Raw genomic sequence first — 24,749 nt, 5'->3', positions numbered from 1 at the left:
CTCGGGGTGCAGGCCGACTGCCCGTCCCGGAGCGCTGGCCCACGGCGCGGCAGTCTTCGTCTGACGGGGCCGATCGCCATCACGACCGCGGTTGCCGCTCCGAATGCCACCAACAGGGCACTGCGGATTCTCCCTGTCGCGAGTTCCCCGACGATTCGTGTGATGTCTCTGTAGACATCGTCATCGACCCTGGGTCGGTGCTGAACATCGCCGCCCAGCTCCTGTGCGCCGCCTGCTCGTCCTGAGAAATCTCCAAGGCAACCGCTGGCGGAGGTGGGGCCGCAGCATCTGAACGTTCAATGTCACTCTGCGAAGACGAGTGAACGAAGGCCGGTGTCCAGCATGCGGGTCAACTCGCCGACCCGGCCGCCACCACCCGGCGCCGCCGGGAAGCGTTTGAGTACCGCAACGACGGCCGGTGTCGCACGATGAAGAGTCTGCTCAATATGTGCGGCACCAACGCTCCGATCGTCGTCGGTGACGAGTTCAACCGCTCTGGCCGCATGAGCGCCGGCTCCGAGGATGTGCTTGACCTGGGTGGCCTTGGCCAGCGGATGCAGGTAGGCGGCGCCTGCCGCAGACATCGCTGCCCGAGCCGCCTCGCGCGCAGCCGCAGTGTCCGCGCTCTGGGCTGCCTTGAGTGCCGCCCACGCTCTATCGCGCAGAGCCTTCCCCCGCTCACCGCCTCGAACGAACTCCCACGCGGCGCCGATGGCCTCTCGAGGCCGCGAGTTGTCCGGCTGATCGGCCTCGAATACCTCGAGCACCAGCTCCGCGCACGCTGCGGCGAACGCGGTGACCTCACGGAGATCCTGCCTACTCAGAGCGATCTCTTTGACTTCCCCTGTCATGACTCCATCCTCGACCATTGCGCAGGACGGTGAGGCAGTAGGGGGCTGCTCCAAGTCGGTCCCACGCCACAGGCTCCGAGCAGACCGGATCTTGCAAATCATTCCTCGGCAGCATGAGCGTGGGACGCGGCCCGGATTTGCGATAGAGCTGTTTGGAGCTCTGTCCTGCCGTGCAGTTCTGGGCGCTGGCTGGTTGGCGTTCGTACCAGAGACGACATGCCGGGTCTCTTGTCCGGCGCCGAAGAGCTGTTTTGAGAAGCAGTTCGGCTGGTGCCGGCCGGAGTGGGGGACTGGCCGACAGCACAAACACCGCAAGAGCCGTGGCTCCCGAGGCAGACGGTCCACCGGCCTCGACAGCAGGCCCTCATCATCTGACTCCGCACGTGAACCGGGAAACGGTGCCTAGCGGCAAAGGCTCACAACGATCGGCGTCTCCATGGTGAAGGTTTACCGCTGGTCGTCGAGGAAGTTCCGCAGGTGGTTGGTGAGAAGGGCGGGCTGGTCTTCAGGGATGAGGGTGTAGCTGTCGGGAATCTCGACGAACTCGGCCCGAGGCAGCAGCTCGGCCAGTCGGCGGCCGTGAGCCGGAGGCATCACGCGGTCCTCGGCGGCCCAGACGACAAGGGCGGGGCGGTCGAAGGTGCGGAGCGCTTCGGACCAGGCGAGGAGCTCGGCTTTCGGCGGGGTGCTGAGGAGGTATTTGCGCAGATCGCGGCGTACTGCCGCGGAGCTGATCAGGGGCCGGAGCCAAGTGTCCATGATCTCGGGCGGCACCGGCCGCTTGGTCATCCATCCCCAGGCCACCGGGAGCCGGCGCAGCGGCCTGAGGCGAAGCAGGTTGAAGGCCAGGGCCAGGCCGCCCGGCAGCCGGGCTGAGGCGACCAGGTTGCCGCCGGGCAGGCCGGGCGGGTAGTTGTCGAACGCCTCGCAGGAGGTGATGACCAGCCGGCCGACGCGAGCCTCACGGCCGTAGGCGACAAGGCTCTGCGCGCCGCCCCAGTCGTTCAGCACCAGCGTGACGTCGCTCAGGCCCAGCCGTTCGAGGAACTCGTCCACCAGCCGGGCGACCCCGAGGATCGAAAGGTCGGCGCCCGGGTGCATCGGCCGACGGTGGCCGCCGAGCGGGAGGGTGGGGACGACGCAGCGGAAGTCGTCCCGGAGTCCTGCGACGACGTGGCGCCAGAGCGAACCGTCCATGGCGACGCCGTGCAGCAGGACGACGACCGGGCCGTCACCGCCGGTGTCCTGGTAGTCGAGGGTGCCGGCCGAGAGCTCCACATCGGGCATGAAGGCCACTCCTATGCTCGTGACGATGTGCCGGCCGTGCCGGACGCGGAGGCGCCCGATTTGCTGAGCGGGGCTCAACTACGCGGCACCGTAACGCATTTGATGGGTGACCGGGCCTGCTGTCTGTCGTACAAGCTTCAAGTGGCACTGCTGCGTTCAGGGGGTGACGATGTTCCAGCGTTCGGCGGGAATGTCCTCGCAGGTGTAGAGGGTGGCTTTGCCATGGTCGCCGTCGGGGGAGAGCAGGCAGAGGTGGTTGGCCTCGTTCCGGGGCTCGTCCGGCTCGGGCGGCGCCGGCAACCAGCCGCTGCGGGCGGCGGTCGCCCTGTAGTAGGCGACGACGTCCGCTCGGCGGGCGGGATCGGCGTACCCCTGGCCGAAGTACGCGAAGCGGTCGTCGTCGTCGCAGCCGGAGTAGGAATCCTCGTCCGCCTGTGCGCCTTGCGGGGTGCCGAGCATCCGGACCTGGGCGGCCATCGGGTCCTGCAGTGCCGCGTCCAAGGCGGTGCAGCCGTAGATCCCGCCGTTGAGGGCACCTCTCGGCCGGAGTTCCTCTTCGACGGCGACCCCGCCGGGGAGCCACCGCGCTGCGCGGCGTCAACGCCCCATGGCGCAACGGCGCCCTCGTCGAGCGCACCGCCTCTCGCGCAGGACGGGCGCAGAGCCAGGAGCAGCCATGGACACCGGCCCCACCTCGACGAATCCCCTCCGGTGCCGGGCGGCGTCGTACGGGTCCCAGCCATTGGATCAGGCTGGTCGATCGGAGGCGTAGCGGGCGAGCGTGGTCTCCACCGCCTGCTCGACGGCGTAGCGGATGTCGGAGGCCGATGGGTTCCAGTCGGTCAGCAGCATGCGGGGCCACAGGACGTAGTTGGCGATCATCCCGAGGAACTGGTTGGCGGCACTCTCGGCGTCCGGGACGTCGGCGTGGCCGGCCTCGTGCTCCGACTCCAGGTAGTGCTGGACCGAGGTGAAGTAGGGCAGCTTGCCGAGCCGGAACTGTATCTGTCCCAGTTCGGGGAAGCGGGGCAACTCGGCGATGACGATGCGGAACAGGGCCGTCATGCCGGGCCGGCCGATCAGGTCGGCGTAGCGGTGGCCGATGGAGGTCAGGCCGGAGCGCGGGTCTCCTGCCTGAGGCCGAGCGACGGTGTCCGCGGTGTCACGCTGCCAGGACTCGGTGACGATGGCTTCGAAGAGGGCTGCTTTGGTGGGGAACTGCTTGAACAGGGTGGACTTCGAAACGGCCGCCCCTTCGGCGATGCGGGCGAGGGAGGTTCCGTCGTAGCCGTGGTTCAGGAAGAGGTCCGTGGCTGCGGAGATGATCGCCTCACGCTTCTGCTGGGCGAGACGGCGGTGGTGTGCGGAGAGCTCTGCTGCCATGGGTGCAGTATGCCCCAGATCCGAGGCGAGTCACTTGACTCGCCTCTTTTCGCATGCCTACGCTGCAATGGAAAGGCGAGTCGACCGACTCGCCTTTGATGGCGGTGCCCGACTCGTCTCTGGTGCCGTGCGATGAGGGAGCAGCTGATGACAGCCGACAGGATCGCTTTGGTGACAGGTGCGAACCGCGGTCTGGGCAGGAGTACGGCTCTCGCGCTGGCGGCGCGCGGGGTGCGGGTCATCGTGACTCATCGTGGTGATGTGCCTGGGGTCGAGGAGACTGCGCGACAGGTGCGCGCCGCGGGTGGGACTGCCGCTCTCGTGCGTCTCGATATCAGTGACATCTCCTCTTTCGGAGCCTTCACTTCCGAGCTGAGCGCACTGCTTGAGCGCTGGGGGGCCTCGCGGCTCGACATAGTGGTCAACAACGCGGGGGTTGGCGTTTTCGGCCCGCTGGAAGCTGTCACGGCCGACGACTTCGACACGGTGTTCGGCACGAACGTGCGGGGCACGTTCTTCCTCATCCAGTCGCTGGTGCCGTTGCTGGCGCAGGGCGCCCGGGTCATCAACGTCTCGTCGTCGTTGACTCGCCACACCAGCCCCTCGACGTCGGTCTACTCCGCCTCGAAGGCCGCCGTCGAGGCCCTGAGCCGCACTCTGGCCGCAGAGCTTGGCTCCCGGGGCATCCTGGTCAACTCCATTGCCCCGGGGCCGACCGCCACCGACTTCAACGGCGGTGCCATGCGGGATGACGTCGGTATGCGCCAGGGCCTGGCCGGGCAGACCGCGCTCGGCCGTGTCGGCGAACCCGAGGAGATCGGCGACGCCATCGCCACGCTGGCATCGGAGGACCTGCGCTGGATGACGGGCCAGCGCATCGAGGTCTCCGGCGGCTTCCTGCTCTGAGCGCTCTGAGCGTCCCGGCGAGCCGGTCGCGGGTCGCGGGTCGCGCCCAGGACATTGACGTTCTGGCAGCGCTCCTTGAGCGCAGTGAAGGCGGACGCCGTGCTGCCCGGTGGTGTTCCCTGAGCGTGCGAAAAGGGGACGCCGTACTGACCGGTGGTGCTCCTCGAACGTGAGGAAGGCGGACGCCGTGTTGCCCGAGTGGTCACGCTCGATGGGCGCCGGCCGTGGCGGCCGGAGTGCGTGTGGCCAGGAGAAGGTCCTCGTAGGTGTGGTGGCGGGTGGTGGTGCGGTGGTGCAGCAGGCTGGCGGCGCGCTCGTGTTCTCCCGCGTCGACGAGGGCGCGGGCGAGGGTGTCCTGAATGATTTCGCGTTCGACCCGTACTCCGCCGATCCGCTCCGCGTGTTCGCCCAGACCGGCGAGCAGGTCCACTGCGGCACCGGGGCGGCCTGCGGTGATCTCCGCCAGCGCCTCGACCACGGGGGCGAGGACCTCGCGGTAGTCGGGGCGTTCGTCCGCGGCGGCCCGGCGGGCCAAGACGCGCAGGTCGTCGGTGTCGGCCTCCACCGCCAGGGCCAGGGCCAGGTTGAAGGTGTGGAAGATCTCCGCCATCCCGCCCGGTGCGGCAAGCAGTTCCCGTACGTGAGCCGAGTCGCTCTGCCCGGCTGGGGTCTGTCCCGCCAGGAGCAGTCGCCAGTTCGTCGCGGCGCGCATGCCCACATCCGTACGCGCCAGTGCCGCATCCGCCCGCCGACGCGCGTCCGCGAAATCACCGCAGGCGATGGATTGCAGCGCGGCATGCCAGTTCAGGTGCCGCGACTGCACCGCCTGCGGATCCGCGAGCAGCCACTGGTCGAGGAAGTCGGCCGAGGCGCGACCGTTTCCGAGCTCGTGCTCGGCGTGGGCGCGGGCGTGAGCGGCCACACCGGAGCGGGGATACAAGTCCAGTGCGCGGTCTGCCTGTTCGTACGCCTCGCGCACCCGGCCCTGCTCGGCCATGGTCGCGGCCAGCCAGCTCTGCCAGGGCCAGTTGTCCGGGCCGGCCACCGCCGCCTGTTCCTGGGTCAGGGCATCGCAGTGTGCCCGGTACGTGGCATCGCCGCAGGCGGAGAACGCGCCCAGCATCAGCCCGGCCTGCTCATCTGCGGGCCAGCGGGCGAAGTGCTCCACCAGGTGATCGGCGGTCAGTCGGTACTGCCGGTGGGTGTGGAGGAAGATCCCGTACACCAGACTCGCCTCCCGCTCCCCGGCGGCCAGGGCGTCCCGATGCGCGATCGACAGCTGTTCCTTCAGTACGCCATCGTCCCAGCGGTCTCCGGTTGCCAGCGCCAGCAACGCCCGCGCCACACCGCAGTCCTCGTTCGAGCCGACCCACTGGCGCAGCAGCGGCAGTACCTGCCCGTTCAGCGACAGCAGAGCCTCCACGGCCCGTTTCGCCACCGGCCTGTCCGTCGAACTCGGTTCGACGACCGTCGCTGTCCCGTTTCCCCCTGTGAGGTCCTTCATCGCGTGCTCGCCGGCTCGTTCACACGCTGGAGCGGAACACGGCTGTGCAGACGATGCCGCTGTTGCCGCAGTGATTGCGTGGCAGATCCAGCGGCAGGCCGGTCTGATTGCCGCTCGCCACTCCGCTCCCGGTCACGGTGGATCCCGCTGTCCGCACGGCGCCCTGGCTGGTGCAGGTGTTGCCGAAGACCGCGTTCCCGACCCCGATCACGCTCGCGTGGGCGGCGCCGGCCGGAAGCAGTGCCGCCCCTGCCGCCGCGCCCACCACCGCGGCCCGCGCACCCGCACGCCTCACCGCACCGCCCGCACTCCGTGGCTCCACGTTCATCGCGCTCCTCCTCCATCCGGCACCGCATACCGGTGTGTGTACAGCCCGCTGCGGCTCGACGAACCCGGGCCGCACACGGACAACGAGAAGGCCCCGCATATGACACGCGGATACCACCGGGGCCCTCGTACGGCAGCTGCCGCGTGTGCTCCCTGTACCGGGCCGCACCACCCGGGCGTCCAACCAGTGTTCCGAACGCGGACGCGAACACAGCAGGGGGAGGGCCGGTCGGCCCGCTCACGAGGCTGGACGATCCCCGCGTGTCCCCGCCCGGGCCTCCGGCGATTACGGCCTCATTCGAAGCACCGAATGCTTCAGAAGCGGAGAATTCGCGACAAGCCCCTCGCGCAGGCCGGGAACAATGCTGAAATGCGCCATGGAACCGGGCAATGACACAGCACCATTCCGCATGATCTCCGTGACCCAGGAGCCGTTCCGCGCCCTGCTGGAGGCCGCTCCCGACGCGATGGTGATCGTGGACGACGCCGGCGTGATCCGGCTGGTCAACGCCCAGACGGAGACCTTGTTCGGCTACCCCCGGGACGAACTGCTCGGGCGTCCGATCGAGGTACTCGTCCCGCAACGGTTCCGGGCCCACCATCCGGGCCACCGCATGGGTTATTCCGCCAACCAGCAGGTCCGGCCCATGGGCGCCGACCTCGAACTGTACGGATTGCGGCGCGACGGGGCCGAGTTCCCCGTCGAGATCAGCATCAGTCCGCTACAAACCCCCGACGGGTTGCTGATCTCCGCCGCGGTGCGTGATGTCAGCGAGCGCAAGGCGGCCGAGGCGCGGTTCCGTGCTCTCCTTGAAGCCGCTCCGGACGCCATCGTGATCGTGGACGACGCCGGCACCATCCAGCTCGTCAACGCGCAGACCGAGGCCCTGTTCGGCTATCAGCGGGAGGAACTGCTCGGACGCCAGGTCGAAGTCCTGGTCCCGCAGCGGTTCCACCACCATCACCCCTCGTACCGGCACGGCTATGTCGACAACCGGCGCGTGCGCCCGATGGGGGCGGGCCTGGATCTGTACGGGCTGCGCCGGGACGGGGTCGAGTTCCCGGTCGAGATCAGCCTCAGCCCCCTGGAGACCCCGGACGGCACCCTGGTGTCCGCCGCCATCCGCGACGTCAGCGAGCGCAAGAAGGCGGAGGCCCAGCTCGCCGAACTCTACGAACAGCAGCGCCACGTGGCGCTGACGCTGCAACGCAGCCTGATGGGATCACCGGCGCCCCTCTCCGGCATCGACACCTCCAGCCGCTACTTCCCCGCACGGCAGGGCCTGGGGGTCGGCGGTGACTGGTTCGATCTGATCGCTCTCGGTGGCGGTCGCGTCGGGGTGCTGATGGGCGATGTCATGGGCCGCGGCCTGGAGGCAGCGGCCGTCATGGGACAACTGCGCTCGGCCTCCCACGCCCTGGCCAAGACCGGTATGCCGCCCTGGCAGCTGATGCGGGCTCTCGACGCGGTCGTCAGCGAGCTCCCCGACCAGCTCGTCACCTGCTGCTACCTGATCCTCGATCCGGACGAGAGCGCCCTGACCGTGTGCTCCGCCGGTCACCTGCCGGTGCTGCTCGTCGATCCCACCGGGCAGGTGCGCAGACTCCCCGTGCCCGTCAGTGTGCCCCTGGGAGTCGGCGAGGTTCCGCACCAGGAGACGCGGCTGACAGTACCGCCGACCTCGGTGCTGGCGCTCTACACCGACGGACTGGTGGAGACCCCCACCAGTGACATCGAAGCGCAGATCGATGCCCTCTCCATCGCACTGGAGAAGGCCATCGCCGACACGCCCTGCCTGGAGCGGGCGGCGGACTCCGTGCTCGGCGCCCTCCTGCCCGACCCTCAGGACTACGCCGACGACGTGACCCTGCTGCTCGCCCGCATCCCTCCGGCGCCGCTGACCGCCGTATCCGCCGATCTGCCGGCGCAACCGATCAGCGTGGGGGAGGGGCGCCGCTTCCTGCGTCGTACTTTGCAGGACTGGGACTGCGAGGACTTGATCGACACCGCGTGCCTGCTCGCCTCCGAACTGCTTTCCAACTCGGTCCGCCATGCCTGCGACCCGCTGCGGCTGCGGCTGCGTCGTGCCGAGGACGAGCTCAACATCGAGGTCTGCGACGGCAGCCCCGTACTGCCCCAGGCCAGGACCGCGGAGCTCGACGAGGAGTCGGGGCGCGGGCTGGCCCTGCTCGACCAACTGGCCGCGTCCTGGGGGACTTTGCCCACGCAGGAGGGCAAAGCCGTATGGTTCGCGCTGCCCCTTCCCGATCCCGACCGACAGGACGGAGGAGACGGACCGGGACCGGCGGTGACGTGCCGAGCAGGCCATGCCGCCTGTGACCGCGGCCCGGACAGCCGCCTCCGTCCGACACTTCCGTCCGCTACCGTGCGCCGATCCGACGGCGACGCAGGCGACGATTGGCCCGAGCGCTCTGCTTGATACGAGGCATGGTGTTCCGCGCCCGCGGGAGGAGTCGTGTCGGGCCTGGAGCCAGGGAAACGGGACCAGGACCTGCTTCGATCGGGTTCGCGGCGATCCAGTTCTCCACTCACGCCTTGCGGGGCGAGCTCCTCGGAGCAGAGCGCATCGGAGTGCTCTGGCCGTACGGCGCGCAGGGGCCGGGCCCGTCGTTTCGTCCGGCATGCCGGACAGCGCCCCCTCGCCTCTGCCGGTGCGGGTGTTCAGACGGTGCGCTCGGTGAGCGCTGAGAAGCGGGGCTGTGCCGGGAGGGAGGGGGTCGGGGAGGAGCCCGTACAGTGCCAGGCGGGGTGCGTGGCAGGCTGAAGTCGGACCCGTGGCGTCGCCGGTCGGGGTCGGTCACGAGAGCGGTGGGGACGTCGCTGTCGCGATGTCCGCGCCTTGTTCCGAGCCTTGTTCCTCGAACACCACTGCCCCCAGGCCTAGTTGACGCGGTCGGAGGAGTCGGTACGGCCCGCAGTGGCCCGCGCCGGTCACGGCGGTGTCGAGGGCGGGCCCGGGCAGGAGGGTGCGGCCCCGGGGCGCGACGGCGCTGCTGAAGGACCGGGCTCCGGGAGGGGGCAGATCAGTGCCGGCCGTCGCCGTTGCCTTCGGTCGTACGGAGCAGGCCGCTGCACCCTGGGTCCGGTTTGCCGGGGAGCTCCTTCCCGTCGTGTTGTGCGGAGTCGTACCGGTGGGCGAGAAGTGCGGTCGGCGCGATGACGGCCAGCGCGAGCACGCCCCCGACCGTGGCGAGGAACGGGTAACTCGTCGCGGAGACGACGAGGCCGGAGGCCACGCCGCCGGTCGCTCCGGCGATCGACATCCCCACGTCGACGAGGCCCTGGGTGGAGGCCCGCGTTTCGGGTGCGGTCGCTTCGGTGACCATGGTCGTGCCGCTGACGAGGGCCATGTTCCAGCCGATGCCGAGCACCACGAGCGCTAGGGCCGGCAGGGCGGTGCCGCCGGGCGGGACGGTGGCGGCGAGCAGACCCGCGGCGAGCAGGACACCGCCCGAGGCCGCCGCGACGGGACGGCTTCCGACGCGGTCGACGAGGCGGCCCGTCAGGGGTGAGGGCAGGAACATGGCGCCGATGTGGAGCCCGATCACGATGCCCACGGCCTGGGTGTGGTGTCCGTGGTGGGTCAGATGGATCGGGGTCATGGTCATGGTGGCGATCATGACGAGCTGTCCGCTGATCATGACTGCGGAGCCGGCGGCGACGGCCGTCCGGCGGGGAGAGCTCGGCCGGAGTTCCGGCGCCTCGTGTGCCGGTATGCCCGTCTGCGCAGCCCGCGCGAGGAACAGCGGGTCGGGGCGCAGCCGGAGGGCTACGACGAGTGCGGCAGCCGCGTAGGCGCCGGCCGCCAGGACGAAGGGGCCGGTCAGGTCCGGCAGTCCGAGCAGGCGCGCCAGTGTCCCGGTGGGGCCGATCATGACTGGTGCCGCGACGGCGCCGAACGTGGTGGCCAGCAACACCCTGCCCGCCGCCCGTCCCTGCTCGTGCGGCGGAGCCAGGTCACTGCCCGCGTAACGGGCGAGGAGCGTGGTGACGCTGCCTGCCCCGTAGACGAACAGGGCGGCCAGCAGGAGCGGGGTGGCGCGGGTCCCGGCTCCGGCCACCACACCGACGCTGCCCAGCGCGGCCGTCCCGTGTCCGGCGGCGAGGCCGGGGCGGCGCCCCCACCGTTGCGAGACGCGGCCGGTTGCCAGGGCGCCGAGCGCTGCACCCGCGGTGAACAGGGCGACGGGCAGACCGGCCGGACCGGTGGAGCCGATCAGGTCTCGCACGAGCAGGGCACCCACGGTGATGCCGGCGGCCGTTCCGGCTCCACCGAGGATCTGTGAGGCCACGAGCACCCGCATGAGGCGGCGTCGGACCCAGGGCGCGGCGGGCCCCTCGTCGTACGGCCCCGTGAGGACGGTCATGCGGCCGGCTCGGGTTGACGCAGGCCGGGCGGCTGCGATGCCAGGGTGGAGATCTCCGCGAGGCTCATGCCCAACTGCTCGTGCAGGAAGCGGACGACGGTCCAGTGCGGCATGGCGTCCGCGTCGAAGGGGCCGAAGGCCGCGGTGTACAGCGGGATCCACCGCAGTGCCTCCTCCGCGGACCTTTCGCGCCCCCGGTCGAGGGCGTGCCGTTCCTGGTAGGCGGCGTAGGCGATGCTGCGGTGGTGGATGAACTGCCCGCCGGGCAGGCGCTGTTCGCACAGCCTCCGGTACTCCTGGGTCTGGAGGATCAGGAAGTGCCAGATCTCGTCGATGTCCTGCTCAACGGGAAGGAACAGGCCCGCGAGCCGGTCGCGGTGGCGGGAGACCAGGTAGAGGTAGCGCAGGCACTCGCGCACCTGGCTCTGGGCCAGGCCGGGCTCGCATCCGGTCCGCGCGACGGCGTACCCGACGGCTTCCTCGTACAGTGCGCTGCCCAGGAGATCGCGGGCGCTCGGTGTGGATGGGGACGGGGCATGGGTCGTGCGGGGCGTGGGCGTGCTCACGGGCTGCCTCCTGAGAGGTCCGGCGGGACCGGCGGAGCGGGGCTTCGTGGGGGAGGGGCGGCCGGTGTCAGCGGGAGCGTTCCAGCCAGGCGTACTTCCCCGAGCGGCCGATCGGGACATGGGTGCGATGGACCGGCGCGCATTCCCTGCCGAGCAGGTCCTGGACGGTCTCGGCGAGGCGCCGGGACCGGGCGGCGTCCAGCGGCTCGTCGTCGAACGTCACGTATTCGAGCGTGGTCCGGCCCTGCACGTCGCCCGCGGATGCGGGTGCCTCGACGACCCGGAAGATGAGGACTCGGTCGCTGACCGCCGTGACGTGAGCGTCGAGATCGGCCTGGGCGACAGGACCCTGCGGGGTGTCGAGGAGCTCCTTCTCCCGGCCGCAGAAGGCGGTGATGAGTCCGGGATCGGTGGAGTCGTCGGCCGTGCGCACGCAGTCGCCGGACCGGTAGCGGACCAGCGGCATGAAGGGGTTGCGCAGACTGGTGACGATGAGACTGTGGATGCCGCTGCCGGGGGCGACGGGAACGAGTTCGACGCTCATGTCCCGCAGGTGCGGTCGGTAGCGGCCGGTGCGCGGGTCGCTTGAGTAGAGGTAGCCGAGCTCGGTGCTGCCGAAGAGGTCCACGACGGGGCAGTCGAAGCGGTCGCGCAGCAGGGCGCGGACATTGAGCGGGGTGTATTCGTAGGCGTGGACGATGCTGCCGGGCAGCGGGAAGTCGTCCCACAGGTCCCAGGCATCCAACTTCCTTACCAGATGGGCGAGATGGGGACCCGAGCAGTCCAGGTGGTAGGTGCCGGACGGGTGGGCATCGGCGATCTCCCGGATCTCCGCGAGCATCCTGCATACCTCCGGCCGGTCCCAGTGGGCCGGGTCGTGGACGCGGTTGAGATAGAGCGTGCGGTCGTCGAGCCAGCGTGCGCCGGGGGTGGCCGCCGGGTTCTTCGCGTTGACGCGGGCGACGTGCTCGGTGGCGAGCACGGTGGTGAGGGAGATGCGCTTGCCGTCCGCTTCCCAGGTGGCGCGGAGGTCGGGGTGTTCGCTCCAGAGCCGGTAGTAGGAGCGCAGAAGGAACAGCGGCGGCCGGATCAGCTGCATCCGGGCGTGGTTGGTGCCGGTGGACAAGACGTACTCGGCTTCGCCCGTCGCGAGCGCGCCGGCGAGCGCGGGTGTCATCCAGTTGTCGGGGAAGCCCTGCGCGATCTGAGCCTTCTCCAGGATCGGGAAGTCGCCCCGGGCGACGCTCTCGCGATAGAGCGGTATGTTCCGAACGCGGTCCACGACATGGGGGCTGGGCATCGGACTCATGCGAACCTCCGTTGTGGCGGGTGCCGCAGCCGGGGACACCGGCCGCGGCACCCGCTGTCGGGCCGTGCGTCAGGAAATGCAACCGGTCTTGCCCGAAGCGCTGATGCAGCCTTGTTTGGCCGTGGCGCTGATGCAGCCGTCCTTGAGGCCCTGCGACGAATTGGCGGCGACCCACTTGGCCCAGACGGTGTCCTGGGTCATCTGCTGGATGAGCTTGTCCATGAGGACCTCCTCAGTGGCGGAACCTGGTCGACGGGTGACGGACGGATGCCCGTCAGCCCGCCCAGCGACAGTAAAGAGAACGCCAACTGGCAGTCAAGGAGTGGTCAAGGCCAATGGCGTGAATGTGCGGGGCGACGGTCGTTCCCCGGGCGGGCAGGCCACAGTGGGCCGCGGGGAGTCCACGTACGGACCCCTCGCGGGCGAGCCCGGAGTGGGGCGGTCCTAGCCCCTCCCGGTGTCGGGTCCTGTGGCTCCGAGGGATTCCGGTACGGCGTCCGTGACCGGTCTGCCCGCGGTGCCGGGAAGGCCGGCGTTCCGGGGCCGGGGTGCCGGCACCGCGGTGCCGCCCGAGGTCAGCCGCACCGGTTCGCAACCCGCCTGGTTGTGCTGCAGTGCCCAGCCCTCCAGGGCGGTCTGGCAGGCGAGGTCGAGGTGGGAGACGCCTGACAGATCCAGTTCGATCGGGCGGTCCTTCGGCAGTGCCTCCAGGGTTTCCAGCACGCGCGGAAGCCGGAGGAACGTCGCCGTGCCGGACATGGCCACCACCAGGTGCCCGCTGTCCTTCTCGCGGACGTCGACGTGGATGTGCGAGGTGTCCCAGGCCGACTTGGCGACCGCGAGCACCACGCCCAAAATCACGCCCTCGAACAGATTCGTGGTCACGATCGCCACCGCCGTCGCGCCGAGGATCAGCGCTTCGCCCCGGTCACGTCGTAGCAGCGGGCCGATCTGCCGGACCGGGACCAGCTTGCAGCCTGCGTGCACCAGCACACCCGCCAGTGCGGCGAGCGGAATGGCGCCGATCGCAACGGGCAGCAGCGCCGTGAACAGCAACAGCCACGCGCCGTGCAGGATCCGCGAGAGCGAAGTGGTGGCCCCCGCGGCGACATTGGCCGAACTGCGGACGATGACGGCGGTCATGGGGAGCGCACCGAGCAGGCCGCACAGGCTGTTGCCGACCCCCTGCGCAACCAGTTCCTTGTCGTAGTGCGTGCGCGGCCCGTTGTGCATCCGGTCGACGGCCGCCGCGCTGAACAGGGACTCGGCCGAGGCAATGAGGGTGAAGGCGATGGCTGTCCCGAGCGCGGCGACTCCTCCCAGGGCCGCCAAGTCGTCGAGACCGGGCGGCCGGATGGCCTCGGTCAGACCCCGAACCGTCACATGGGCCACGTCCGCCCCGAGTGCGGCGGTCACCCCGGTCGCGAGGGCTACGGCGGCCAGCGGCGCGGGTACCACGCGAAGCCGCGCGGGAACCCTGGGCCACAGGACGAGGACAGCGATGGTTCCGAGGCCGATGGCCGCTCCGGTCGCCATGCCGGGGGAGCGCACGGCGTCCACGACCAGGCCCGGCACCCCGAGGAGCTTGCCCAGGCCCGATCTCGGCTGCTGGGCGCCGGCCATGGTGTAGAGCTGCCCGAAGATCAGCACCAGTCCGATGCCCGCAAGCATGCCCTGGACCACGGAGCCCGAGATGGCCCGGAACCAGCGCCCGCAGCGCAGCAGGCCCAGCCCGATCTGGAGAGTGCCGGCGAGCAGCACGATCGCACCGAGCATGCCGAGGCCGAACTCCTGAACCGCCTCGAACACCAGGACCGTCAGTCCGGCGGCCGGACCGCTCACCTGCAGTGAACTGCCGGGCAGGAACCCCACCACAAGACCGCCGACGATGCCGGTGACCAGCCCCAGTTCGGCGGGGACACCGGACGCCACGGCGACGCCGACGCAGAGTGGCAGGGCCACGAGGAACACGACCAGGGAGGCGAGCAGATCCTGACGGAGTACGTGAGGCCGGCGCAGGCCTCCGAACGTGGATTGCAGATAGGAGCGCGGAAGAGACATGGACGTTGGTGTTCCTCTGCTCTGGGGCGGGCCGGTGGGAAGGGTGCGGGGCCCGGTGGCCGGGCCTGGGCGGAGTACCCGGGTGCGCGCCGGGCGTGGCGACGGGAGCCCGTGCCCGGCGTGTGCACCGGACGGGAGTCCTGGGCGTGACGGCATGGCGGCTCACCGGTTTCCTGAGGAGTCGCCCGACGTGGACCGGGTGGGGTCAGCGGGTCAGCGGCGACAGAGGCAGCTGGGCCGGCGGGACTCGTGACCCGAGCCCTGCCTCGCCGATATGCCGTGCCCTTCGTGCTCACGGCTACCGCTCCGGCTCCGCGAGGACGTCAACTGCCCTGTGCGGAGCGGTCTTTGGGCTGCCGTGGCGAGGGGCCCACATATGCCGGGGTGCCGGAAGTGGGCCATGCCGGTCGTCGCGAAGGGGCGGGCGTGAGGGATGGGTGACGTCATGTCGGCCTGCCTCCTGCGCCCGTCTCGATAGGGTCCGGGCGCGGTGTGGTCTGCTCGATGGAGAGGTTCCCGGTTTGTACGGAGGGGCTCCGGGGCGCCCGGTGGGGGCGGCCCTCTCGGACCACCCTCACTACTTTGCCCGTGCATTACCGTTTCTTGACAGACGGAATTCTTGCCAAAGTGAAGCCGCAAATCACGCCATCCGGACCTGGCGTGCGGTGTCAAGGGCCTTGCAGATTAAGGCAGTTGTGCGAATGTGCAGAGTTGGGGGACACCGTAGGAGCAAAGACGGCTGCCCGCCGTGCTCATCCCGTGCGCTCATCGCTCGCGACCCCCGAGACGACGAGTCTGCGCCGGAGCTCGTTGTGGACGAGCTCGCGTCGATGTGATGGAGGCCCCACCATGCCGAGGCTGCCGGGAGACGGTCGGCGATGCGGAGTTCCTGGCCGGTGCAGGTGAGGAACAGGGTGGTGGCCCAGTCGGCGGTCGGACGGCGCCGGCCCAGCCGGGACGTAGAGTGCGGGCCCGATATTGCCTGTGTTGTGTGCCGGTTGTAGGCGCCTGGCCGGCAAGTCGGTTCGTGCAGCGGCGGATTGGACTGTGGACAGGCGGCGGTGGAGGCGTGCGCGGTTGCCGTCGTGAGCGCCAGCCTCATCGCGGCGACGGGCAACCCGGTTGATGCGGCGGCGAGTCGAGGTGTCCGATGTATGGAGGGGCTCCGTCGTCGATGCCCGGAGTTCTGTGTGCCGGGCGACTGGCGGCGTAGGACCACTCGCACGGTCCATGCGAGTAGAGCACGAGGAAGGTGAACAACGGGCGACCTGCGCAGTCGCGTGCCTCAGGGGATCAGGCGGGCGCTGGTCCGCCAGATGTACTCGCATGTCGCCGACGCCTCCTGGAGCTTCTCGCGGGATTCCTGTGAGGCGTGGTAGAAGGTCCGCTCGATCATCCAGCACAGGGCGCGTGCCATCGCCGAGGCCTGATCCGGTGCGGTGCCGCCCTGGACGCCGGCGCGTTCCAGGACGGCGGTGATGGCCACGATGAACAGGTCGGCCGTGTGGTTCCACAGCTCGCCGATCTCCGGCACCGTCAACGACAGGTCGATCGCCGTGCGCATGACCAGACCGTGCGCACTCCACAGCTCGACCGTGCGTTGCATGGCCGCCGTGATCGCCGGACGCGGCTCTTCGGTCTGCGCGGTGACCCGGGACCGTTCCCACAGATGCTCGACGGTCCGGGCCACGAGTGCCGTGACCACTTCCTGCTTGGAGCCGAAGTAGAAGTACAGGGCACCACGCGTGATACCGGCGCCCTGGGCCACGTCGCCGACGGTCATGGCGTCGTAGCCCTTGTGCGCCAGCAGGGCCTCGCAGGTGTCGAGGATGGCCCGCTCCCGGACATCCCCCTTGCGTTCGGTGGGGCGACGGCCGTGCGCGGAAGGGCGGCCGGGCATCAGAGTTGAGCCCCCTCGGCGAAGTCGGTCGTACGGGAGAGCGCCTCCCACGCGCGGATGTCCTCGTCCACGGCCGTGCGTGCGGCGGTGACCAGCCGCAAGGCGTCCGAGCCCAGGACTAGGTGGGACGGCGGCTGCTCGACCGAGGTGATGTGCACGAGGGCGTCTCCGGCCCTGGCGGGATTGCCCAACTGGTTCCCGCTGGCCTTCTGTCGCGCTTCGCGGATGGGGGTGAACATCTCGTCGTAGTCGTCGACGGTCCGCGCGGCGCGTGTCATGGACCGTCCGGCCCAGTCGGTGCGGAACGAGCCGGGCTCGATCGCCGTCACATGGATTCCGAACCGCGCGACTTCCTTGCCCAGCGCCTCCAGGATGCCCTCCAGGGCGAACTTGCTGCCGCAGTAGGCGGACATGCCGGGCACGGCCATGAGTCCGCCCATGGAGGTGACAGCCATCAGGTGCCCGCGGCGCCGGCGACGCATGTGGGGCAGCGCCGCCTGGAGGGTGGCCACTGCCCCGAACACGTTCACCTCGAACTGTCGGCGCACCTCGGCCAGCGGGGTTTCCTCGAAGGTGCCCTCCAGGCCGTAGCCGGCGTTGGCGACAACGACGTCCAGAGGTCCGACGTTCCGCTCGACCTCCGCGATCGTGCCGAAGACGGCGTCATCGTCCGTCACGTCCAGCATGCGGCCGTGGGCACGCCCGGGCGCGAGCTCCTCGAAGGCCCGCAGGTCCTCCTCGGACCGTACGGTGCCGACGACGGTGTGCCCGGCGGCCAGGGCGGCGTGCGCGAATGCGCGCCCCAGGCCCGTGCTGACGCCGGTGATGAGCCAGTTCCGGTTCTCCATGGTTCCTCCAGAGCGGCCTTGCCAGGAGCCGGGTCGCTCCCTCGGCAAAAGTCTACACAGTGTAGATTTTTATCGTTGCTGCGTCGATTCTCTTAGGCCTCATCGAGATCACCGTGGGGCATCCGGCGAGGCGTGAGAGGAGATGCGGGGCTTGACCACCGGCCGGCTGCCACTTGCCTGCCGCCAGACGATCGAACGAAGACGGGGGAGGCGGGCGCGCAACGGAACCGAGTATTCGGGGGCTGGGGATGACGCGGATCCACTCGGACGGGCATCGAGGAGTGGTTCTGTCCGTCGGCGCCGTGTCCCGTCGTACGTCGGGTACGGTCGCGGCGCACTCGACTGGCGGATGCGGGGGGACGGCGGATGACCGACGACGGAACGCGGTGGATCCCGGACGTGTTCGACGGGTGGCCCCTGGTCGTGCCGAATCCGATCGGTGTCGCGTCGCGGGGGTCGCCCAGGGTGGACCTTCGGCGTGGACGAGCCGGTGGACGTGTCGCAGTTCGCAGCCGAGGGCGACGGCGAACTCGGCGCGCGGGTCGTGATGGCCGAAGCTCCTCGCGGGATGGTCCGGGCAACCCAGAAGTACCTTGCAGCATCGGGCGTTTCCGCGACCCGGGTGAGGACGCGGCTAGCGCGCGTCGTCGCCTCCGCCCTCTCCGACCTCTACAGCGCCGTCACCACCACGATCGGAGTGGTGAGGGGGCCGATGCACGGCGGTGCCAACGGGCCGTGACGCACATTCCCGAGAGATCGACGCCCCGTGCCGCGCCGACGCCTGGCTCGACAAGGGGTCGGCGTCCGAGCGGAAGATCATGGGCTTGGGGCATCGTGCACACAAGCGCGAAGACTCCCGTGTTCCGATCACGTAGGACGCCCTGGACCGGATGGAGGCGCGTGCTGCCGATCCGGAAGCGAGTCGGCTAGCCACCCTGCACAACGCCCCTGCGGCACGCCCTGCTCGACCGCAGAAGAATCCATCCCAACCCGGACTGTCCGGCTGGACTGGCCTACCACTCATGTGCTTCGACGTCCCGGCCCTCACGCCGGTCTTGGTGATGAGCTGCGTCGCCGGCTGGACCGCCCACCTCACCGGGCAACCCGCTCGCAACTCCGTGACCCGCCCTCTGGCTTCCTGCGAAGGCCCGGGCCAGAGAGCCGCGCCGGGCGCCAGGCGATGCACCGTGGGACGAGAGCGGCGCGACTCGACAGCCCCGGACGCACCATGACTGTCCTGCGGCGGGCCGACAGTATGTTCACGCAGGGTCTCTAGGCGTGCGCGTGGCCCGGTGCGCGGGACGTACGGGGAGCGGCGTGGTGGGCGACGTCGGACCTCTCGCGGGCTCGGAGGCGTTGCAGCCACAGGGACGTCAGCCCCAGCAGACCACTGAAGATGACCAGGAGCAGGACGGACACCCACATCTGCGGGCTACCGGGCGACTGCCAGGCTGTCCACGCCGTGGATGCGGTCCACAGGGCGAGGCCCAGGGCGTAGAAGCCACGGACGTGGCGCAGTTGCCGTACGGCCCGCAGGGACTTGACGAGTTCGCTCTTCGATGCCATGCGGGCCCGGGTACCCCGGCAAGCGCCGCTCAGTATGGCGGGTTTGCCGATTGCTGCCGCGGCGGTACGGACCGGTGCTCTTCGCCGTGTCCTTCGAAGGTGCGCCGAGCCGCCGCACTCTGGTCGGCGGCGGGCCGGTCGTCGGCGGGGATACTCGGAGCGGCGCCGCAGCGCTTGCACTGCCTGCCGTTCTCGGCCGGCGTGCCGATGGTGAACGGGGCGTCGCCTTCGTTCTGGCCGCACCTCACCGTGGCGGTGCAAGCCCCCTCCCGCGTGGGCGCTGTTTTGGCTGCGGAGGCGGTGACGGAAACCTCAACAGCGGTCGATGGGCTCTGCGGCGGTCAGCCTGTACTGGGCACGGCTGTCCAGGAGGAGCGGCACCAAACCGCGGAGCGGCTGACGCATGGGCGCGACGGCGCCCCCGTCCGGTGACCGGCGCAACTGGATTCCGTGCAGGGCGAGTTGACGTCCGACGTGCTCGTATTGGTTCTCGTCCAAGCGGTAACCGCACGGGGGAGAGCCGAGGATGTCGGCGGGCTGTGGGGGACTGTTGTCCGCACCGGCGAGGTAGAGGGTCCCCTGGTCCCCGTGCTCGGCGGCGTGGGACGTGGCGGCCTCGATGGCTTTCCGACGGTCCGCCGCGTAGGTGAGCAGGCCGCTGAGCCCGGTCAACTGGGCCTTCACTCGCCGTCGTTTGTTGACCGCGGGAGTCTTCTGCTCCGCTTCGGTCGTGGCATTGATACGGCTCTCGATCAGCAGGGCGATCGCGTTTTTGATGCCCGCCGTGTTCCGCAGGATGCGTTCCTGGCCGTCCCCGGCCACCTGCTTTATGGGGGTACCGGTCTTCGGATCGGTCCAGATCCCGTAGGTGCCGGTGCTGAATCCGGCCCGCTGCGCCGCCCTGCGCACGTAGTCCTGGGACAGGACCCGAGCCTCCTCGCGCAATGGCGGCGAGGTGTTGAGGTTGCGCGGCCAGAGGTCGAAGAGGTCCCTGTCGTAGTGCCCGGTGACAGCCGCGTACTCGTGCAGGTCGTAGACGACGTCAGGCTGCCGGTCACGCAGGACCGACGCGATGGCGGCCGCCTCCTCGGTCCTCAGGGCCATGTGATCGCGGTTGATGTCGACGGCCTCGGAGTTCGTCCTGGTATCGGCGGCCAGACCGTCCGGATTCGCTGTCGGGACGACCAGGACGACGGTGTGCTCCAGGAAGTCCAGTGTTGGTCGGTCCTTGGCCAGGGCCAGGTCACGGATGGTGGTGAGGCAGGCCTCGCGACCCGCCGGCTCGTTCCCGTGCTGGCTGCACACGAGCAGCACGGTGATGTCGGCCTGCCGCCCGCCGATGCGCACCTCGCGCAGTTGACGGCCTTGGCGGGTGGTACCGATCCGCCGTACCGAGGTCCGTTCGCTGAGCCGGTCGACCTCGGCGAGGAGCGCCTGCTCCTGCGGCTCACTGGTCCACTGCGCCCCGTCGCTGCTCTCGAAGCCGGTCCGGACCTCGGCCTTCGGTCCGTCGGCCGGGCCATTGGCGACGGCGAGACCGCCGCACACCAGACTCAGCGCGGTGAGACCAGTGAGAAAGCCGGTAGCGACTGCGCGCCGGTGCATGGCGACCCTCATCCCGTGGTAGTCGACCGGACCCTTTGGGGAACTCGACGCTAAACACCAACGGACGATCGTGCACGCCGTGCGAGCCGAAAGGCGCCGACCGTTCGCGCCGACCTGGCGTACAGGCCTTGGCTCCCCGCCAGGGTGCCGGGCTGCGACCGTGCCCGCGGCAACAGGAATGCCTCGCGCCTCGTCACCCGACGCGCCTTGACCGCCCGACGGGGTCCACCGGTGCGCGGCGCGTGACCCACGGACGGAACGAGATGCACCGATGGCCGACGCGTACGTCCGCGCCGCGCCTCATCGAGTCACCTTGGTTGTGGCCGCCCACCCCTGCACGGCCGGGCGGCGGAGGCGGCCGTAGGCGGGTTGGTCAGGCCGGTCGCACGGTGCGGGGCCCGACGCACTCGGCGCCGTACGCCTGGACCCGCTCACGCAGTGCACGGTCGGCGGTCACGACGGTGCACGGGCGGTCCGCGTAGGCGGCGGCGAGTTCGACGATGAGGTCGTCCCCGCTGCCCGGCGCGGACTCGACGCGTACTCCGGGCACGGACTCGACGTCTCGGGCCGCACCTTCCACGACGAGGATGACCTCCTCGCTCCCCTCGCGTTCCGCGAGTCGGTCCCGGAGCCTCATCGTGGCGCCCCTGCGGTCGCGCCACCACCCGTCGGGCACCGATCCGACGACGTTCGCGGCGTCGACGATCAGCACCGGGCGCGTCCTCATGGCGCCGTCCGGGCGCAGGAGATCCAGGATGGTGTGCGGCGCATCGTTCGTCGGATCACGGGCCGTGATTCTGCCACGCGGCAGTGCCACCAGTACCGACCCGCCGGGGGCATCCGCCGCTCCCTTGTGCCCGGCCGGTCGGGCCGGAGCGGGGAGCCGTGCGGCGACAACCGATGAGTTCCTTCGTGATCAGGGGTTATGGACCACGATCGGCGCGTGCGGGGCGCGAGTCCGGTAGAGGCGGCGGGCGCCGGTCCTGTGCCTTGTCGCCGGGACAGGTGACATGAGCACTTCCCTGCACCGGGGGCAGCCAAGACGCGACGACAGGGGAACTCGGCTGCGCATTCTGATCAGCACGGCCTTCGTCTTACTCGACGGTGTCGTGGAGGCCCCGGCGGTGAGGCGGAGGAGTGCACAGCGAGCCGCACCGGTCGTCGGCCGACCAGGGTTGCGGCGTCCGGCGCGAGGGCCATTCCGAACTCGCCTCGCTGCAAAGCCGGTTGGCGATGGATGGCGGGGCGGGCCGGCGGTTCACTGCGGGCCGGACGGCCCGGGCGTCGGATTCCGGCCGGGTGGGCGTGAGCGGCATGGTCCGGATCGTGAACCCGGCTTGCCGAGAGGTGTAGACCAATCTAGATTGTCGCGCGAACCACACGAGCCGTTACGCACTGTGAGGTCGTTTTGTCAGTCGCTGGATCTTCCTCCAGAACACCCACCTATCAGTCGATTGCCGCCGACCTGGCCAAGGCCATCAACTCCGGCCGCATCCAGGTGGGCGCCGCGCTGCCGCCGGAACGGGCCCTGGCCCAGAAGTACGGAGCGGCCCGCCACACCGTCCGGTCCGCCCTGGAACTGCTCCGCGAAGAGGGCCTGGTGTTCACCGGCCGCCGCGGCACCGTCGTCCGCACGTCGTCCGCCATCGAGCCGTCGCCGCGCCCTGGAGCCCGGCAGGAGGCGTCGCCATTCGTCGCCACCGTGCCGCCGGGCCCCGGGCGCCTGTTCAGCGCCTCGGTCGCGCCCGCCCTCGCGGCAGAGCTTTCCGTGGAACCGGGCCGGAGTGTGCTCACCTACCGCTACACCCTTCACCAGCCCCTGGGGGACACCGCGGTGGACGCCATCACCTATTTCACCCCTCGACTGACCGACGCATTGCCGCAGTTACGGACCTACGCCCACCGTCTGCCCGTGACCAATCCCGATCTGAAGAGCCTGCCCCACTGGTGCGAGCACGCCGGGCTGACCGTCACGGCCAAGGAGACCATGACCCTCACCCGCAACGACCACGTACGCGAGCCCACGTGGCCCCTGCTGAGGCTGCGGCGACGCCTGTACGACCAGACCAGGGGACTGCTGGCACTCACCGATCTCTGCCCGCCCCTGACGTGGAGCGAAGTCACCGTGGAATCAGGCCAATTCCACTCCTGCCAGGTCAGCGTCTGAACGGTGGGCCGGATCTGTCGAAGGCGCCGTCGGGAGCTGCCTCCCGGACGACGGCGGCTCGGCCACCGGTGCGGAGCGCCTCTTCCCGTGCCCTCTCTCGCGTGTAGCCGAGGAACGGTGTCCTCTCGCACGAGAGGACGTTCCACGTCACCGTGCCCGAGGACACTCCGCCCGGGTGAAACCTGATCCTCGTCACCAGCCGGGGCATCGCCTGTCGCATCGTGCCGGAAGCCGTTGACGACGTGCCCCTCAACACGCCCCGGTGGCCGAGACGGGAGAAGCCCAACGTCGACACGGACAGGGGGTGGGACCGCCCGCCGGCCCGGGCTGGATCGGCGTGCTGTCGGGCGGCACGGACGGAACGAGAGGGCGGAGGGCGCGGTCCGGCCGCTGATCTTCGTGCCGCGACGACGGGCGATAGCGCTTCCGCTCGGGCCGACGCGCACGGGGGCGTGCGGGACCGTACGAGTCGTGTCGGGCCCGGCGAAGCCCTTTACGGGTTCTTGCGGACGATCGACGCGTTGAGCGCCGTGGCGAAGGCGCACCAAGCCGCGTACGGCAGGAGTGCTCGCGCCGCACGACGGTCGACCCGTGCGATACGGCGGATCAGGTCCACGTTGCTCACGTTCAGGAGCAGGGTTCCGGCCAAGCCCGCCCTCGGACTGTGAAGGCGGAAGAAGAGCCAGTTCCAGCCTGCGTTGAGGGCGAGATTCGTGGCGAGACCGGTCGCGAGTCGCGTGCGTTCTTGTCGGTCTGCGGCCTCGCCCAGTGCGTGGCCGCCCGCGTAGGCGATGGTGGCGTACAGCGGAGTCCAGACGGCACCGAAGGCCCAGGACGGCGGCTGCCATGAAGGTTTGCGCAGCGATCGGTACCAGACGCTCGCGGGATCGACGGCTCGCGCCCCGAGCACCGCGGTGGCTGTGACGGCCGTAGTGGTGGCGCCGTACCGCAGCCAGGGGCCGATGGAGTCGCGTGTGTTCGTGATGGTCATGACGGTACGGTTCCCCGCACGGAGCGCCCGTATCGGAAGTCGGCGGACAAAACCCTCGCCGGTCCCGGCCGACGACGGCATCCCTGCTCTCCTGCCTGACATAGGCGGCCCCCGCGTCAGGCGGCCTTCGAGGCCGGGCGGGTGGCGCGCAGAGCGGACCGTGCCGTGGGGGCGCTGCCGATGGCCGGTACCAGGACCGGGTCCTTGCCGTACTCCGTACGGGCGCTTTCGAGCAGGTCGCTCCACGAGCTGACGCGCGGGCGCCGACGGAGCAGCGCGCGACGCTCCCGCTCGGTCATGCCACCCCAGACGCCGAACTCGATCCGCTGGTCCAGAGCGTGGGCCAGGCATTGCGTCCGGACCGGGCAAGCACCGCACAATGCAACGGCTTCCTGCTGCCGCGCGGTCTCGGCGAACAGTGCGTCCGCGTCGCTCTCCTTGCAGACCGCCCGCTCGCTCCACCCCAGCAACACCATCATGTCCCCCTTCTCTCCCGTATCCGTCTGCGCCCGTCGTGGGCGGCCCCGTCCTCAACGGCGAGGCGAGGCAAGGGGGTTCACACCGGCCCCGCCCGGGCTTCCGTATACCCCGGATCGGTGATCATGCACGGCGGAAGGGGCACGGGATTGTGCGCCGAGGTGATGATGAATGCGTGGCCCAGCCGGAGTGACTGCGGGGGAGCGCGCCGGCTGTCCACGGAGCATGGAAACAGAACAGCTGATGTGTGTCGTATGCATCGCCGCAGCGGGGCGGAAGTCGGGAGGCGGGTCGGCGCGGGCCTCTCGCCGGGCTCCCTGATCTCGCTGCTCGCCGCCATGCTCGTACCGTCCGCGCTTTGGCCTTGGACGAGGCGGGCCGTTCGCTGAACCGGTCCGGCGCGATGTCACGGGCTCGGGCCCAGGTCGGCAGCCGTGCCGCATCCTTCTGGCACTGTCGCGTCGTCACCGCCACCCGCGTGACTCGGCGGCCCAACTCCCCGCGCACGGGCAGGCGTTGGTGGTCCAACGGGGCGGCAAGGCCGAAGAGGAACGTCGACGGGTACGGTCGTCCGCACGGCGGGCCAGTCCCACCAGGGCCAGGGCCTCAAGG

General features: G+C 70.1%; 21 protein-coding genes and 3 pseudogenes. 4 read left to right on the top strand and 20 right to left on the bottom strand.

Annotated features, from left to right (window positions below; translation table 11 throughout):
- Nucleotides 1-302: 302 nt before the first annotated feature.
- The 4 genes from IE267_RS37885 to IE267_RS37870 all read right to left on the bottom strand — a co-directional run bounded on the left by IE267_RS37885 (nt 303) and on the right by IE267_RS37870 (nt 3,521).
- Nucleotides 303-851 carry a putative immunity protein gene (locus tag IE267_RS37885; RefSeq protein WP_189766383.1) on the bottom strand — a complete coding sequence of 183 codons (549 nt, stop codon included), beginning with the start codon at nt 849-851 and terminating at the stop codon, nt 303-305.
- 447 nt (nt 852-1,298) lie between these two features.
- Nucleotides 1,299-2,138 (bottom strand): alpha/beta fold hydrolase, encoded by an 840-nt coding sequence (locus tag IE267_RS37880; protein WP_189766382.1) that lies wholly within the window; start codon nt 2,136-2,138, stop codon nt 1,299-1,301.
- A gap of 156 nt (nt 2,139-2,294) precedes the next feature.
- Nucleotides 2,295-2,639: a hypothetical protein gene (locus IE267_RS37875; RefSeq protein WP_189766381.1), complete on the bottom strand. Its 345-nt coding sequence runs from the start codon at nt 2,637-2,639 to the stop codon at nt 2,295-2,297.
- Nucleotides 2,640-2,885: 246 nt separating this feature from the next.
- Nucleotides 2,886-3,521, bottom strand: a complete 636-nt coding sequence (locus tag IE267_RS37870) for a TetR/AcrR family transcriptional regulator (RefSeq protein WP_189766380.1) — start codon at nt 3,519-3,521, stop codon at nt 2,886-2,888.
- 147 nt (nt 3,522-3,668) lie between these two features.
- Between IE267_RS37870 and IE267_RS37865 the strand changes: the two genes are divergently transcribed.
- On the top strand, nt 3,669-4,427 hold the full coding sequence (locus IE267_RS37865; protein WP_189766379.1) for an SDR family NAD(P)-dependent oxidoreductase: 759 nt from the start codon (nt 3,669-3,671) through the stop codon (nt 4,425-4,427).
- A 202-nt stretch (nt 4,428-4,629) separates the two neighbouring features.
- Here IE267_RS37865 and IE267_RS37860 read toward each other — a convergent pair whose 3' ends face one another.
- Nucleotides 4,630-5,865 (bottom strand): tetratricopeptide repeat protein, encoded by a 1,236-nt coding sequence (locus tag IE267_RS37860; RefSeq protein WP_189766378.1) that lies wholly within the window; start codon nt 5,863-5,865, stop codon nt 4,630-4,632.
- Between the two features lie 85 nt (nt 5,866-5,950).
- Nucleotides 5,951-6,259 (bottom strand): chaplin family protein, encoded by a 309-nt coding sequence (locus tag IE267_RS37855; RefSeq protein ID WP_189766377.1) that lies wholly within the window; start codon nt 6,257-6,259, stop codon nt 5,951-5,953.
- Nucleotides 6,260-6,668: 409 nt separating this feature from the next.
- Here IE267_RS37855 and IE267_RS37850 point away from each other — a divergent pair, with 409 nt between their 5' ends.
- Nucleotides 6,669-8,699 carry a PAS domain S-box protein gene (locus tag IE267_RS37850; RefSeq protein ID WP_229861655.1) on the top strand — a complete coding sequence of 677 codons (2,031 nt, stop codon included), beginning with the start codon at nt 6,669-6,671 and terminating at the stop codon, nt 8,697-8,699.
- 604 nt (nt 8,700-9,303) lie between these two features.
- Here the strand turns inward: IE267_RS37850 and IE267_RS37845 are convergent.
- The 8 genes and pseudogenes from IE267_RS37845 to IE267_RS39995 form a co-directional block, all read right to left on the bottom strand.
- Nucleotides 9,304-10,647, bottom strand: a complete 1,344-nt coding sequence (locus IE267_RS37845; RefSeq protein WP_189766375.1) for an MFS transporter — start codon at nt 10,645-10,647, stop codon at nt 9,304-9,306.
- A complete protein-coding gene (locus IE267_RS37840) occupies nt 10,644-11,213 on the bottom strand; it encodes a hypothetical protein (RefSeq protein WP_229861654.1) in 570 nt (189 codons plus the stop codon). The genes IE267_RS37845 and IE267_RS37840 overlap by 4 nt, the downstream gene beginning before the upstream one ends.
- Nucleotides 11,214-11,280: 67 nt before the next feature.
- The gene (locus IE267_RS37835; protein ID WP_189766374.1) at nt 11,281-12,522 is read right to left on the bottom strand and encodes a phenylacetate--CoA ligase family protein; all 1,242 of its coding nucleotides are present in this window, start codon (nt 12,520-12,522) and stop codon (nt 11,281-11,283) included.
- 69 nt (nt 12,523-12,591) lie between these two features.
- Entirely contained in the window at nt 12,592-12,744 is a 153-nt protein-coding gene (locus IE267_RS37830; protein ID WP_167151047.1) for a hypothetical protein, read from the bottom strand.
- Nucleotides 12,745-12,966: 222 nt separating this feature from the next.
- Nucleotides 12,967-14,583, bottom strand: a complete 1,617-nt coding sequence (locus IE267_RS37825; RefSeq protein ID WP_189766373.1) for a SulP family inorganic anion transporter — start codon at nt 14,581-14,583, stop codon at nt 12,967-12,969.
- A gap of 1,285 nt (nt 14,584-15,868) precedes the next feature.
- Nucleotides 15,869-16,483, bottom strand: coding sequence for a TetR/AcrR family transcriptional regulator (locus IE267_RS37820; RefSeq protein WP_189766372.1), 615 nt, complete (start codon nt 16,481-16,483; stop codon nt 15,869-15,871).
- Complete coding sequence (locus tag IE267_RS37815; protein WP_189766371.1) at nt 16,483-17,331, bottom strand: oxidoreductase; 849 nt, start codon at nt 17,329-17,331, stop codon at nt 16,483-16,485. The genes IE267_RS37820 and IE267_RS37815 overlap by 1 nt, the downstream gene beginning before the upstream one ends.
- A 425-nt stretch (nt 17,332-17,756) precedes the next feature.
- Nucleotides 17,757-17,964: pseudogene (locus tag IE267_RS39995) on the bottom strand (short-chain fatty acyl-CoA regulator family protein); the annotation flags it as partial.
- Between IE267_RS39995 and IE267_RS37810 the strand changes: the two are divergent.
- Nucleotides 17,960-18,563 (top strand): annotated as a pseudogene (locus IE267_RS37810) (citrate/2-methylcitrate synthase); the annotation flags it as partial. The pseudogenes IE267_RS39995 and IE267_RS37810 overlap by 5 nt on opposite strands.
- A 40-nt stretch (nt 18,564-18,603) precedes the next feature.
- Here the strand turns inward: IE267_RS37810 and IE267_RS37805 are convergent.
- From IE267_RS37805 to IE267_RS37795, 3 genes are all read right to left on the bottom strand, one after another.
- Nucleotides 18,604-18,897, bottom strand: coding sequence for a hypothetical protein (locus IE267_RS37805; RefSeq protein ID WP_167151039.1), 294 nt, complete (start codon nt 18,895-18,897; stop codon nt 18,604-18,606).
- Between the two features lie 312 nt (nt 18,898-19,209).
- Complete coding sequence (locus IE267_RS37800; RefSeq protein ID WP_189766370.1) at nt 19,210-20,502, bottom strand: M14 family metallopeptidase; 1,293 nt, start codon at nt 20,500-20,502, stop codon at nt 19,210-19,212.
- Between the two features lie 373 nt (nt 20,503-20,875).
- Nucleotides 20,876-21,229: an NYN domain-containing protein gene (locus IE267_RS37795; protein WP_189766369.1), complete on the bottom strand. Its 354-nt coding sequence runs from the start codon at nt 21,227-21,229 to the stop codon at nt 20,876-20,878.
- Between the two features lie 681 nt (nt 21,230-21,910).
- Between IE267_RS37795 and IE267_RS37790 the strand changes: the two genes are divergently transcribed.
- On the top strand, nt 21,911-22,669 hold the full coding sequence (locus tag IE267_RS37790; protein ID WP_189766368.1) for a GntR family transcriptional regulator: 759 nt from the start codon (nt 21,911-21,913) through the stop codon (nt 22,667-22,669).
- 493 nt (nt 22,670-23,162) lie between these two features.
- On the opposite strand, the gene IE267_RS37785 is transcribed toward IE267_RS37790, so the two are convergent.
- From IE267_RS37785 to IE267_RS40630, 3 genes and pseudogenes are all read right to left on the bottom strand, one after another.
- The gene (locus tag IE267_RS37785; RefSeq protein ID WP_189766367.1) at nt 23,163-23,660 is read right to left on the bottom strand and encodes a TspO/MBR family protein; all 498 of its coding nucleotides are present in this window, start codon (nt 23,658-23,660) and stop codon (nt 23,163-23,165) included.
- A 116-nt stretch (nt 23,661-23,776) separates the two neighbouring features.
- Nucleotides 23,777-24,139: a WhiB family transcriptional regulator gene (locus IE267_RS37780; RefSeq protein WP_167151029.1), complete on the bottom strand. Its 363-nt coding sequence runs from the start codon at nt 24,137-24,139 to the stop codon at nt 23,777-23,779.
- Nucleotides 24,140-24,260: 121 nt separating this feature from the next.
- Nucleotides 24,261-24,671, bottom strand: a pseudogene (locus IE267_RS40630) (hypothetical protein); the annotation flags it as partial.
- Nucleotides 24,672-24,749: the final 78 nt, after the last annotated feature.

This window comes from Streptomyces xanthochromogenes (assembly GCF_014650455.1).
Taxonomy (GTDB): Bacteria; Actinomycetota; Actinomycetes; order Streptomycetales; family Streptomycetaceae; genus Streptomyces; species Streptomyces xanthochromogenes.
The sequence above is the reverse complement of the archived record's forward strand: the minus strand, read 5'-3'. Positions and strand labels throughout refer to the sequence as shown.